The sequence below is a fragment of the Fusicatenibacter saccharivorans genome, from assembly GCF_027667425.1.
In the GTDB taxonomy this organism is placed as follows: Bacteria; Bacillota; Clostridia; order Lachnospirales; family Lachnospiraceae; genus Fusicatenibacter; species Fusicatenibacter saccharivorans.
In genome coordinates, this window is the sequence record NZ_JAQEGR010000012.1 from 69745 (window position 1) to 81711 (window position 11967).

10 protein-coding genes are annotated in these 11967 nt (G+C 42.0%); 7 read left to right on the plus strand and 3 right to left on the minus strand.

Annotated elements, in window-relative coordinates:
* Window positions 1–197 precede the first annotated feature (197 nt).
* The 6 genes from PGS38_RS12185 to PGS38_RS12210 all read left to right on the plus strand — a co-directional run bounded on the left by PGS38_RS12185 (window position 198) and on the right by PGS38_RS12210 (window position 6959).
* A complete protein-coding gene (locus PGS38_RS12185) occupies window positions 198–2036 on the plus strand; it encodes a hypothetical protein (RefSeq protein WP_270476324.1) in 1839 nt (612 codons plus the stop codon).
* A 435-nt stretch (window positions 2037–2471) separates the two neighbouring features.
* The gene (locus PGS38_RS12190; protein WP_117801807.1) at window positions 2472–3401 is read left to right on the plus strand and encodes a calcium/sodium antiporter; all 930 of its coding nucleotides are present in this window, start codon (window positions 2472–2474) and stop codon (window positions 3399–3401) included.
* A gap of 122 nt (window positions 3402–3523) precedes the next feature.
* The gene (locus tag PGS38_RS12195) at window positions 3524–3889 is read left to right on the plus strand and encodes a BlaI/MecI/CopY family transcriptional regulator (protein ID WP_022461242.1); all 366 of its coding nucleotides are present in this window, start codon (window positions 3524–3526) and stop codon (window positions 3887–3889) included.
* A 29-nt stretch (window positions 3890–3918) separates the two neighbouring features.
* Complete coding sequence (locus PGS38_RS12200; RefSeq protein ID WP_270476327.1) at window positions 3919–5133, plus strand: M56 family metallopeptidase; 1215 nt, start codon at window positions 3919–3921, stop codon at window positions 5131–5133.
* 110 nt (window positions 5134–5243) lie between these two features.
* Complete coding sequence (locus tag PGS38_RS12205; protein WP_022461240.1) at window positions 5244–5600, plus strand: hypothetical protein; 357 nt, start codon at window positions 5244–5246, stop codon at window positions 5598–5600.
* Between the two features lie 90 nt (window positions 5601–5690).
* The gene (locus PGS38_RS12210; RefSeq protein ID WP_270476329.1) at window positions 5691–6959 is read left to right on the plus strand and encodes an extracellular solute-binding protein; all 1269 of its coding nucleotides are present in this window, start codon (window positions 5691–5693) and stop codon (window positions 6957–6959) included.
* A 299-nt stretch (window positions 6960–7258) separates the two neighbouring features.
* On the opposite strand, the gene PGS38_RS12215 is transcribed toward PGS38_RS12210, so the two are convergent.
* The 3 genes from PGS38_RS12215 to PGS38_RS12225 are packed head-to-tail and all read right to left on the minus strand — an operon-like array spanning window position 7259 to window position 9804.
* Window positions 7259–7957 carry a nucleotide exchange factor GrpE gene (locus tag PGS38_RS12215; RefSeq protein WP_022461003.1) on the minus strand — a complete coding sequence of 233 codons (699 nt, stop codon included), beginning with the start codon at window positions 7955–7957 and terminating at the stop codon, window positions 7259–7261.
* Window positions 7958–7960: 3 nt separating this feature from the next.
* Window positions 7961–8764, minus strand: coding sequence for a hypothetical protein (locus PGS38_RS12220; protein ID WP_022461004.1), 804 nt, complete (start codon window positions 8762–8764; stop codon window positions 7961–7963).
* 53 nt (window positions 8765–8817) lie between these two features.
* Window positions 8818–9804: an aldo/keto reductase gene (locus PGS38_RS12225; protein ID WP_117801808.1), complete on the minus strand. Its 987-nt coding sequence runs from the start codon at window positions 9802–9804 to the stop codon at window positions 8818–8820.
* 336 nt (window positions 9805–10140) lie between these two features.
* Between PGS38_RS12225 and PGS38_RS12230 the strand changes: the two genes are divergently transcribed.
* Window positions 10141–11934 carry a family 43 glycosylhydrolase gene (locus PGS38_RS12230; RefSeq protein ID WP_118640895.1) on the plus strand — a complete coding sequence of 598 codons (1794 nt, stop codon included), beginning with the start codon at window positions 10141–10143 and terminating at the stop codon, window positions 11932–11934.
* Window positions 11935–11967 lie beyond the last annotated feature (33 nt).

Below are 11967 nucleotides of genomic sequence, written 5' to 3' on the forward strand. Positions count from 1 at the left end.
CGGAGTTTGATACGCATACATTTTCAGTATAACAAAAATTGAGAAAAAATACTATCGGCAAGAAAGAAAAAATAAAGTAAAACGGAAAAAGAGATATAGAAAAGAGCATGTAGATATAGTATGATCAAAGCAGCAAATAAATTTTACATGGAGTTCAAAAAGCGGGATCAAAGAAAAAACGAAAGGGGAAATAAAAAATGAGAGTTGGGAACGTGAAAGAAATTGTATTTTCCAAAGATCCAAAACAGATGAACTGGCTGCGGGAGGATTTCCCATACGCAGAGGTGAAATGCCCGCCGGAGTTTTCGGCTGAGGTGCAGAATGAGAAAGACGGAGATGTGCTGACAACCAAGATTGTGGTTTCTTACAACGGTGCGCATCCGTATTTTACAAATGCCGGAAGTATTGGGGTTTCATTTCCGTTGCAGGACCGCTACACGGACAGTGTGACCTGCCGGGATTACCGGTGCCATGCACATATTTTCTGCGGGGAAAATACCAGTTATATCATGGCACTCCGCATGGGCGGTGCGGCTCCGCATCTGGGAATGGTACTCACAAAAGGCAGTCTTTCTGCTTACAGTATTGAGCGCGATCTGAAACTGCAGAGCAATGACAGAGGCTGCTTCTGGCTGCACCCGTCCGCACAGGAATTTGCGCCGGGAGACACGATGACGCTGGAGTGGAAAGTATTTCCGCATCAGGGACGCGAAGATTTCCGGGAGAAATTAAGAGCATTTTCCCAGGTGATTCTGGTGGATGCGGAGCAGTATGTGATTTATCCGGGAGAGACGAGTAAGGTAACCATTGAACCGGTATTTCCGGCGGAAAAAGTGACGGTAAACGGAACATCGCTGGAAAAGACGGAAAATGGTGTTTATGAATATCTGTTTGAAAATGAAAAAACAGGGGAGTATGTACTTTCGATCTGTGCCGACGAGGTGAAAACCACCTGCCGTCTTCTCGTGCAGGAGCGGCCGGAAACACTGGCGGCAAAACGGTGTGCGTTTATCGTCGATCACCAGCAGTATCATGGAAAGATCAAAGAACTGCAGGGTGCCTATCTGCCGTATGATAACGAAGAAAAAATTCTCGTCTGCACGCCGGAAAACGATTTCAATGCCGGACGGGAGCGTACCGGTATGGGTGTGCTGATTGCACGGGCACTGCAGCAGAATCTTTTAAAAGACCGGGAAAAAGCGGAGCAAAGCCTTCGTGAGTACCATGCATTCTATCTTCGCGAGCTGGTAAATGCAGCAACAGGTCTTGTTTGCAACTGCTCAGGAAAAGACAACAGCTATTTCCGGCTTTACAACTACCCATGGGCAGTGACATTCTTTCTTGAATGCTGGAAGCTGTGGGGAGAAAAAGAAGATTTGAAGACAGCAGTTCATATCACAGAGAAATTTTATGAACAGGATGGATTCCGTTTTTATCCGATTGAAATGCCGATTGTGATGCTCTGTCAAGAGCTGGAAAAAGCAGGAGAACAGGAGGATCTGAAAACAGTAAGAGATCTGTTCCGACGTCATGCTGATCAACTGATTGAGATTGGAACGGCTTATCCGGCTTCGGAAGTAAATTACGAGCAATCGATCGTACAGCCGGCGGCTGAAGTCATTCTTCAGGTTTATGAAGTGACCGGGGAAGAAAAATACCTGTGCGGAGCCGAGCAGCAGATCGCCGTCCTCGAACTCTTCGACGGCCAGCAGCCGGACTACCATCTGCATGAAATTGCAATCCGTCATTGGGACGGCTACTGGTTCGGAAAACGCAGAGTCTTCGGAGACACTTTCCCGCACTACTGGAGTGCAGAAAACGGTCGAACCTTCAAGCGCTACGCCCGCCTGACCGGAAACGAAGAATATAATATTCGCGGTGAGCATTCCCTGCGCGGCGTGCTGTCCATGTTCTTTGAGGATGGAACAGCGACCTGTGCGTACCTGTATCCGTATTCCGTCAACGGCCAGAAAACCGATTTTGCTGATCCGTATGCCAATGACCAGGATTGGGGATTGTGCATGAATCTGGAATAAAGAATGACCAGAACCTTCAAACTGAAATCATACAGAGTGATTCAGTTTGGAGGTTTTTTGGATTTGCAGAAGATGGATTCCGGCATGGTGTAAGAATAATGATATGATTTTCCTCAATGATGATGTAATAAAACCAGAACCAGACAAAGGATTTGTGAAAATCAAAAGGGTATGGAAACAATCCATACTCTATTTTTTCTTTTAAAAAGAGAAATAAAAAACGTTGACGAAAAAAAAGAAATTTGATAAACTGGAAAAATAAAAGGGAGTAGCTAGCCAACCGTGTTCACTTCTTCGTCAGTACAGCTATTGACATTCAATAACTCGGAAAGTGATTAAATAGCGAGACTTTTACTGTAGATGCAGTAGGAGTCTCTTTTTTTATGCCTATAACACCTGCTGCAAAGAATGCAAAAGAAAGAGAGGAAGATACGTATGATGTTACAGGCAGGGATTTTGATAGTGGGTTTCCTTTTTCTGGTAAAAGGAGCAGACTGGTTTGTGGAAGGGTCTGCAAGCATAGCAAGAAAGTTTGGAATTCCCCAGCTGATTATCGGACTTACCATTGTTGCAATGGGAACGAGTATGCCGGAGGCTGCTGTAAGTATTACCGCAGCGATGCAGCAGAACGCAGGAATTACGATAGGAAATGTGGTTGGAAGCAATATTTTGAATATTTTTATTATTCTCGGACTTACGGCATTAATAACAAATGTGGCAATACAAAGGTCTACCTTGTTTTATGAAATACCGTTTATGATGTTTGTTACGGTAGTTTTAATGATATGCGGAATGACAGGAGGAAAAGTAACGTTTGCCGAGGGCATAGTCTTATGGGCACTGTTTCTTGTATATCTTGGCTATTTGTTTGTAATGTCGAAAAAAGGGGAAAATCCGGAAGAGGAGGAAGCGAAAAATTATCCTGTCTGGAAATGTCTTCTTTTGATGGTGGCAGGCGGCGTCCTGGTTGTAAAAGGAAGTGATTTTGCCGTCAGCGGGGCAACCGAGATTGCCCGATACTTTGGAATGAGTGAGCGTTTTATCGGATTGACGATAGTTGCTCTCGGAACATCTCTTCCAGAGCTGGTAACATCTGTGACAGCGGCAAAAAGAGGAAATGCAGGGATTGCAATCGGAAATATTGTCGGAAGCAATATTTTTAATATTTTATTTGTAATTGGAACAGCCGCACTGATCTGTCCTGTGCCATTTGAAACTAAATTTATTGTAGACACAGGAATCGCAATTCTGGCAGGTCTGGTTTTATGGATTGGGACGTACAAGAACAGGGAATTACGGAAAACGTGTGGTGTCGTTATGCTTTTATGCTATGCAGGATATTTTGCATATTTATGTGTGGTATAAGATGAACCATTTTTGATGAAACCATTATTTAAGCACCGACCATTTGGCCGGTGCTTTTGAAGTGCATTCTTCTGGAACATATGCTATAATCTGATCAAAGTAGAGAAAAGCGGAGAGTAGAAATGAAAAAATTACCAGAATCAGAACAGGAAATTATGATGATTATATGGGAATATGAGGAACCTGTCAGTCGATTTCAAGTTGAAGAAAAATTGAATGTAGAGAAAAATGTTGCACCGAGTACCATTTTAACATTGCTTACTCGTTTGGAAAAAAAAGGATTTATTCAAAAAGTGAGGAACGGGAAATCAAATCTTTATGTACCATTAGTAGAAAAAGAAAATTATATAGGCACGGTTGGAAAAAACATGTTAGATAAAATGTTTCAAGGGTCATTAGCAAAATTCGCATCGGCACTGTATGATGGAGAAAAACTTAGCTCAAAAGAGGTTAAGCAATTGCAGGAATTTATTGACAGACAAAAATAGAAAAAGTGGTGTAGAGGATATAGTTACAGATGGCATTTATCATAAAGTGGAATCTTTCAATAGGCATAGTCGCATTTATGGCATATGTTGTACAAAAAATAATGGGGAAAAGGCTCGGTCATTACTGGAGAAAGATAGTCTGGATACTTCTGACACTTAAAATGTGCTTTCCATTTTGGAGTGTGACAGAGAAATTTCGGCAACATCCTTTTATGATTTCTATGCTGGCATATTATATCGGGGAACAAAATCAAAAGACCGCGATCATGACGAAAATGGGAAACGTTTCAATTCGAAGGTGGATGTCAGGCGAAAAATTTTTGCTGTATATATGGATTGCAGGGATGATTTTATGTCTTTTGTTTCACGCAATACAATATAGAATATGGAAAAAAAGAATATTTGCAGAATGTAAAAAGATGCAAAAAAATTCCGTATTAGAAGCTCTAAAAAAAGCAAGCGAAGTTTGTAAAATAAAAAAAACAGAAATATGGGTCTGTGAAAATCAAGATTTTTATTCTCCTATGTTGTTTGGTGTACGAAATACAAAAGTATTGATTCCACAAGAAATGCTGGAAACGGAAAATTACTCCTATGAAGAATGGTATTTGATTTTTTTACATGAATTGACACATCAGAAAAAACACGATTTATGGTATAAAAGGTTTCTTCAAATTATAAGGGATGTTTATTGGTTTTGTATCCCAATGCTGTGGGTGCAAAAAATGGCAAATATAGATATCGAATGTGTCTGTGATGAGACTGTTACAAAACATATGAATCTGACGCAACGGAAAGATTATTGCAATGTTATTTTAAAAGTGGCTTCAAAACAAACGAAAAAAGAATTGTCTGGAGTTGTTTCAATGGTATCAGAAACAGAGATACTGAAAGAACGATTTTACAATGTGTTTTTAGCAAGAAAAAAACTTCGAATATACGTCACTGTTTTTCTTTTTGGAATAATTATTTTGAGTTTTTCGGAAATGCAAATAGCGCGACAAATATGGTCATCATCGCATATAGAAAATTGTCCCAAATGCAAAGCTGCGGTACAAGGAGAAGTGGTTTGGAATGCATGGGAAAATGAAAAAAATGTAGTATGTACACATCAATATGCATGGGGAGATGACTTACAGAAAGCCAGATATGGAGTAGAAAAAATCAGGTGTAATGAATGTGGAAATTTTTTTGAGATAAAGATCAGGCAAGAAAAAATAGTCTGCCATGGGTATAATGATTAATTAGACAAATGTAGAAAAAAGATTGACAAAAAGTAGGAAGTATGGTATTTTTTGTTATACAAATGTAGAACGTACGTTGACAGGTATAATAAATTTTTAAGGAGAAAAGTATGAAAGCGGTAAAGAAAAAAATTTCCATTTTTCTAATGACCTTAATGTTGGCCAGTACATTTTCTGCCAATGTAACAAAAGCGGATGTTATCGAAAGTAAGAATATTTTTGCGTATGAAGAAATTATGCCGTATGCTGCAGTTTGCCCGAGATGTGGAGGAAGAATAACATCGTCAACCGTATGGGGAAGCTGGATAAGCAGTGGTACAGTTACATGTACTCATGGTCACGCATGGGGAACTGATTTGAAGCAGTATAGAACAGGAATAAAAACTACAAAATGTTTAAATTGTAACGCAGGAAATACTGCTAATGTGAAAGAAACAAGAACAATTTGTCACGGATATGATAATTAATGGTTAAAACACAAGGCTGTTGTATGATATGTAAAAAAACAGAAGTCATGCAATAGCCTTGTGCTATATAGAAACATAGGGGGTAGCATAATGATGGGAAAAAGGTTGAAAGAAATTTTTGGTTTGATTCTGATTAACATCACATTAGTCAGTGGGAGCTTAAATGCAGAAACGGTATATGCAGATACACAAGCCAAGATTGAAATTGAGAAAACGGAAATGCCATTAAAAATTTGTGTTGATGAAGAAAATAAAAAAACGGTACTTCAAATAGTGGCAGCCTGGAAGAAAATATATAAAAATAATGGAGTGGAACTAATGGTAATCCCATCAGGGCAACAGGCTTCGGAAGAAAAAGTACAGGAGATCCAGAATGAAATTACGATGGGAGAAGGGCCGGATGTATTTTTGGCAGAAGGGCCGAATCCGACCTGGAGTGAGCAAAGAGCAGTTGTTTTTGAGGACCCCAAAAAAGAAATGTATCAGGGAACCTTTCTTTCGTTGAAACCATACATGAAATATTTTGATATAGATATTTTAGAAGAGAAGATTTTGTCTGCAGGTATGGCTAATGAGGAACAAATACTGATTCCTATGACATACGATTATTTTCTATATGCATTTACAACACAGGATTTACCGGAAAATACAGAAATATCAAGAAATTGGCTGGAATTAGCCAGACAAAAAGAAAAAGCAATTCAACAGATTGTAGGGCAAAGAAGTGGGGTTCAATTTTTTGATACATTTAGTGAGGTAGTTGATTATAAGAAAAAAACACTTCTATATTCGGAAGAGCAGATAAAAAAAGTTTTGGATGAAACAGTAGCATTAAAAACAAGATCATTAGCTTTAAACTGGAAAATAAAAGATACAGGAGTAGTAAGTCTAAATGATTTGGAAGAACTTGGAGGTGAAAAAACAGTTCATACGGTATTTGCAATGCCGAATCAGGAAGGCGGATTCACTGCAAATGTTACACTTTATGCAGGAATTAATAAGAACACAAAGCAACCTTTAAAAGCAGTCTCCTTTTTACAAATGCTATACAGTGAAGAAGTTTTATCAGGAAAAGGAATAGAGTTAGAAGATAGAAGAGAGGCAAGCAATATAAGATTTCCGCAAGGGGTTTCTATTTACAAAAAGGAACTGGAAAAACGAATGCGGAGTCTTTCAAGACAAGATCAAAAACAAATCAAAACGATACAGGAAGAAGTAAAAACCGTTCGATTTTATTCGATATGGGACAGGGAACTTAATTCCTTACTATCTAAGTATGAGGCGCAGGAAGATGAAAAGCAAAAAGAGCATGTCTTTACAGAAACAATACAGAAATGGAAGGAAAAGATACAAAAATGACATAAAAAATCAGTTCTGTGGAGTGAGAGTTGCAAGAAACAGATTTTCCGGAGTACTGTGGAACAGTCTGTAAAGCCAAAGCGGATATTCGCAATCCGCTTCGTTACTTGCTCATAACTGAATAGCTGCTTCACAGCTTATCAGGACTTGGTTGATTCGGTTAAATTCTTTTAGGGTTTGTCAAGGGTGATGAGTAGCTTTAAAAACAGGCTCCTCTTCACCCTTAATTTATATATCGGTTAATGATCTGTGCGTTTGAGAAATTGATTCGTATATATCAAGACACATATGACAGAGCATTACTTTTGACAGGAATTTTTAGAAACAATAACCTTTGTCGGTCGATACAGTTTTTCTCCGAAGAAGTAGCCTTTCTGTATTTCCTCGACAACTCTGTCTTCTTCCACCCGGTCGGTTTCTTCGATGTGCACTGCATCATGGATATGAGGATCAAATATTGTACCATTTGCTTCCATCGGTAAGACATTCAGCTGATATAAATTCTGCGCCAAAGCTGTACGGAAATCCATCATAAGAAGCTTTTCATCCATATAGGCCCAGCGATTCGTCGTTCGTTCCGAACTGACAATTCCATATTCGAGATTGTCTTTTACAGCCAGCAGCTTTTCAATCCATGTGCTGACTCGGATATTTGTATCTCCGTCATGACAGTCTGCAAATACTTCTTGTGTCTGTCTGGCGATCATCTGGATTCTCTTTCCAATTGCAGAAGCCTTCGTTGTGGGGTTCAGATTTTCCGCCCCCAGGCAAAACTCTTTTCCGGCCTGAAGTACATTTGCGAGAAGCTGTTCCGGTACGAAAACGGTATTTATCGGGAAGCGTTTCGGCTTTTCTTCTGTGAATTGACTCAAATCTATCTTTGCAAGATTCTCTCCTGATTGCAGTATCAGGGTAAAATCGCCGCATTCCATTCCAACCTCGATCCATGCTTTCAGCCGGCTTGCATCCTTTGGAAATTCAGGACAGATCTCCTCCATTTTCTAGGTTCTGACTTTCCTTTTAGAATCCTTTGATTTCAGATACAGGTTCAGACCTTTTCCTTTGATTCCGGAATCCAGCAAAATGTCGAAACCATCTGTTCGCATGGGAATCATGTGTCGTTCTTCGTTAAGCCAGGTTAATGGAATGCATTCCTTTCCCCATTGGATGGTTGAAATTTCAATTCCGGCGGTCCATGGGAAAAGTACAAGCATGGTAATAGGCTTCGCGGTAGGATTGGTAAGTCTGGCTCCCTGGGCTGCAGTTCTATCCGCGGCCACAACGGAAAGATCCTCGTATCCGATTGTTTCCTGACCCAGTGTTTCTCTCGATTTCGTATCACTTAGATAATAGTACGTCATATTTGGAATCATTTCTGGAGTATTCTCTCCGATGGTATATTCCAATCCTTCCAGCATATTAGTTTGATCTGTCCATGCTGAAAATTCTGCCAGCAGATTTTGCTTTTTACAATTTGAAATCACACGAACCCCAAATTGCTGGTCATGTTTCATATCTTGTGCTTTTGAAAGGGCACAAGCATCTGTCGCAGTCATAACCCTTATTACATGAAAGCCTGCTTTTTCCATGGCGGTCCGTACATTTTTCTGCGTTATAATTTCCGGTATAGAAAGGGCAAGCACACAATCGCTTATCTGTGCAAATGCAGTTTTTTGAAGCTCCATTTTCAATTCCTTCATCAGAGCAATACAATATCGAATCGAACAAGGCTCCAGGGTAGAAGAAACTGCGCTTTCTGCTTCCTGCATAAAGTCTTCTTCGTCTGTGTTTCTCTCGTGAAGCATCCGTAATATCCGCCTGACTCATAACGGTGAAGATACGGAGCAGTTACTTTTTATCAAGGGTTCTCGCGCATTACGCCGACCAGTGCATGCGGGACATATGGCTCTTCGAGATAAGCAGTCTCATCCGGTGTCAGCTGTACACCGATGGCTTTGACGCCCTCTTCAATATGCGATACCTTTGTCGCCCCGACAACCGGAGCAGTTACTTTTGTGAGCAGCCATCCGAGCGAAATCTGGATTCTCGTCAGCCCCTTCTTCTTTGCAAGTTCACCGACGCGGTCGATAATGATGGCGTCTTTTTCTTTCGTCGCATCATACTTTCCTTTTGCGTACGTATCTTCCTGCAGCCGTTTGGAAAGCTCCGACGGTTTTTTTGCCAGGCGGCCGGAAGCCAGCGGGCTGTACGGTGTCAGTGCAATATTCTGATCCTTGCAGAACGGAACCATCTCGCGTTCCTCCTCGCGGAATAGCAGATTGTAATGTCCCTGAATCGAAACAAATTTGGCCCAGCCGTTCTTATCCGCAATATAATTTGCTTTTGCCAGCTGCCATGCGAAGCAGTTAGAAATACCGATGGCGCGTACCTTTCCTGCAACGACAGCTGAATTTAATGCCTCCATCATTTCTTCTACCGGTGTGTGATAGTCCCACATATGGCAGATATAAAGGTCAACATAGTCCATGCCAAGATTCGTAAGGCTGCGATCGAGAAGACCTAAAATATGATCTTTTCCGCTCACCCCGTCTGCAATTTCCTGCGGGCTGCGCGGGAAAAATTTTGTTGCGACAACGACTTCATCACGTTTTGCAAAATCGTTCAGCGCGCGTCCCAGATACTGCTCGCTGGTGCCGCTCTGATAACCGGCAGCGGTATCAAAAAAGTTTACACCAAGTTCCAGACCGCGTTTTAAAATCGCGCGGGAATGCTCCTCGTCCAGTGTCCAGGAATGTATGCCGCTTTTTGCATTTCCAAATCCCATACATCCCATACAGATTCTCGATACCTTTAAATCCGAATTTCCAAGTTTTGTGTATTCCATGAAAAAATCTCCCTGTGCGATGATGTACTCCCAGAGTACATGATTTCGTGCTTTTCTAAGATACTTCCATTGTAAAATCGGAATACAGATTTGTCCAATACTTGATGCAAAAAGAAGGGTATGTTCAAAAAGCATGAAGAACGAGAGAAAGAACAGGAAAAACATGTGAAGGAACATATACAAAATCAAGTGAAAGTCAGTTTTCTAAAAGTAAAAAGTCAAATCAGAACATTTTTTTTCATCCCGGAGTATGCTAAAATTTTTTTATAAGACAAAGACAGGATGTGCGAAAGCATGTTGCAGGGGTTTTTACGCACAATCCGGAAAAGAGGAAACATGAAGAAACAGTATTACTGCAATCCATTAAACATGGACTACCGTTACCAGTTTATCGAGGATATGAGAAGCGGCGAGGACAAGATTTCCCGCGAGGCCGCCGATCCGTCGATGATTTTATTTCAGGGAAAATATTATATTTTTGCATCCATGACTTTGAGCGTCTGGGTTTCGGAGGATATGGTTCACTGGGAGAGCCACCGTCTGCCGGACAGCCTGCCGCTGTATGACTATGCGCCGGATGTGCGCGTGGTCGGCGATTACGTGTATTTCAGCGCATCCCGTCGTGGCACGATCTGCGATTTTTACCGCACGAAAGATATCTTAAACGGTCCGTTTGAGCGTATTCCGGGAACCTTCGATTTCTGGGATCCGAACCTGTTTCTTGATGATGACGGAAAGCTCTATTTTTACTGGGGATGCAATAACGTGACTCCGATCTGGGGTGTGGAGCTTGAACCGGAGACGATGGTTCCAAAGACCGAGAGAAAAGAACTGATCTACGGTCAGCCGGAAAAAATCGGATACGAGCGCGTCGGAGAAAATCATTCCAAAATGCCGCTGAGTGAAGAAGAAGCTGTTGAAAAATTCAAAGAATTTCTGAAAGCACAGGGAAAAGATGCGGATCATCTGACGGAGGAGCAGATCGGGTTTGCCAAAATTATGTTCAGTCAGAGACCGTTCATCGAGGGCGCATGGATGACGAAGCATGACGGAACCTATTACCTCCAGTATGCCGGCCCGGGAACGGAATACAACGTTTACGGTGACGGTGTTTACGAGAGTGATTCCCCGCTTGGCCCGTTCCGTCTGGCAAAGAACAATCCATATTCCTATAAACCGGGTGGATTCCTGCGCGGTGCAGGCCACGGTTCGACGATGGAAGACCGCTATGGAAACTGGTGGCATACCGCGACAATGCAGATCAGCAAAAACCACGATATGGAGCGTCGCGTCGGCATCTGGCGGGCAGGTTTCGACAAAGATGGTGTCCTGTTCTGTAATCAGCAGTTCGGCGACTGGCCGATGGCGGTGGAGCAGGCAAAAGAAGACCCATGGGCAAAACCGGAGTGGTATCTCTTAAGCTATCAGAAAGCAATGACGGCATCGTCCTCGGAAGAAGGCAGAGAACCGTCGTTTGCGACAGATGAAAATATCCAGACCTGGTGGCGCGCAGCCGGAAATCAGCCGGGTGAGTGGATTTCGATGGATCTTGGTGAGGTAAAAGATGTCCGCGCCGTACAGATCAATTTTGCAGATGACAAAATCGATGCACCTCTGCCGGGCGAGCGTCAGGGCGAACGATATATCGACCCGAGCCAGCATAAGACCAGATGGCTGCTTGAGGCATCCGCCGATGGAACAAACTATTTTGTTCTGGCAGATAAATCAGACGCAGAAACCAATTTGCCGCACGATTTCATCGTAAAAGAAGAGGGTGTACAGATCCGTTATCTGAAACTCACTGTTTTTGAAGTGCCGTACAACCAGAATCCATGCATCTCCGGTCTTCGTGTTTTCGGCCTCGGCAACGGCGAAAAACCATCCGCACCGCAGTACCAGGCAGAGCGGACCGGAACTATGGATATGCGCATCACCATCGAGCCACAGACAGACGCTGTCGGATACAACGTCCTCTGGGGTTTTGCACCGGACAAGCTGTATCACAGCTGCATGACCTTTATGCCGGAGCAAAATATTGGAGCGCTGGTAGAAGGCGAAACGGTGTATGTGAGAGTCGATGCGTTTAATGAAAATGGAATTACGGAAGGAACCGTAAGGCCGCTTGCATGATACAATTATATTGAAAAAGCAGAAAAACAGCTC

Excerpts from the sequence above, each read along its gene's own strand:
- PGS38_RS12185 (WP_270476324.1), top strand. The coding sequence starts at position 198 with ATGAGAGTTGGGAACGTGAAAGAAATTGTATTTTCCAAAGATCCAAAA.
- PGS38_RS12190 (WP_117801807.1), top strand. The coding sequence starts at position 2,472 with ATGATGTTACAGGCAGGGATTTTGATAGTGGGTTTCCTTTTTCTGGTA.
- PGS38_RS12195 (WP_022461242.1), top strand. The coding sequence starts at position 3,524 with ATGAAAAAATTACCAGAATCAGAACAGGAAATTATGATGATTATATGG.
- PGS38_RS12200 (WP_270476327.1), top strand. The coding sequence starts at position 3,919 with ATGGCATTTATCATAAAGTGGAATCTTTCAATAGGCATAGTCGCATTT.
- PGS38_RS12205 (WP_022461240.1), top strand. The coding sequence starts at position 5,244 with ATGAAAGCGGTAAAGAAAAAAATTTCCATTTTTCTAATGACCTTAATG.
- PGS38_RS12210 (WP_270476329.1), top strand. The coding sequence starts at position 5,691 with ATGATGGGAAAAAGGTTGAAAGAAATTTTTGGTTTGATTCTGATTAAC.
- PGS38_RS12215 (WP_022461003.1), bottom strand. The coding sequence starts at position 7,957 with ATGGAGGAGATCTGTCCTGAATTTCCAAAGGATGCAAGCCGGCTGAAA.
- PGS38_RS12220 (WP_022461004.1), bottom strand. The coding sequence starts at position 8,764 with ATGCTTCACGAGAGAAACACAGACGAAGAAGACTTTATGCAGGAAGCA.
- PGS38_RS12225 (WP_117801808.1), bottom strand. The coding sequence starts at position 9,804 with ATGGAATACACAAAACTTGGAAATTCGGATTTAAAGGTATCGAGAATC.
- PGS38_RS12230 (WP_118640895.1), top strand. The coding sequence starts at position 10,141 with ATGAAGAAACAGTATTACTGCAATCCATTAAACATGGACTACCGTTAC.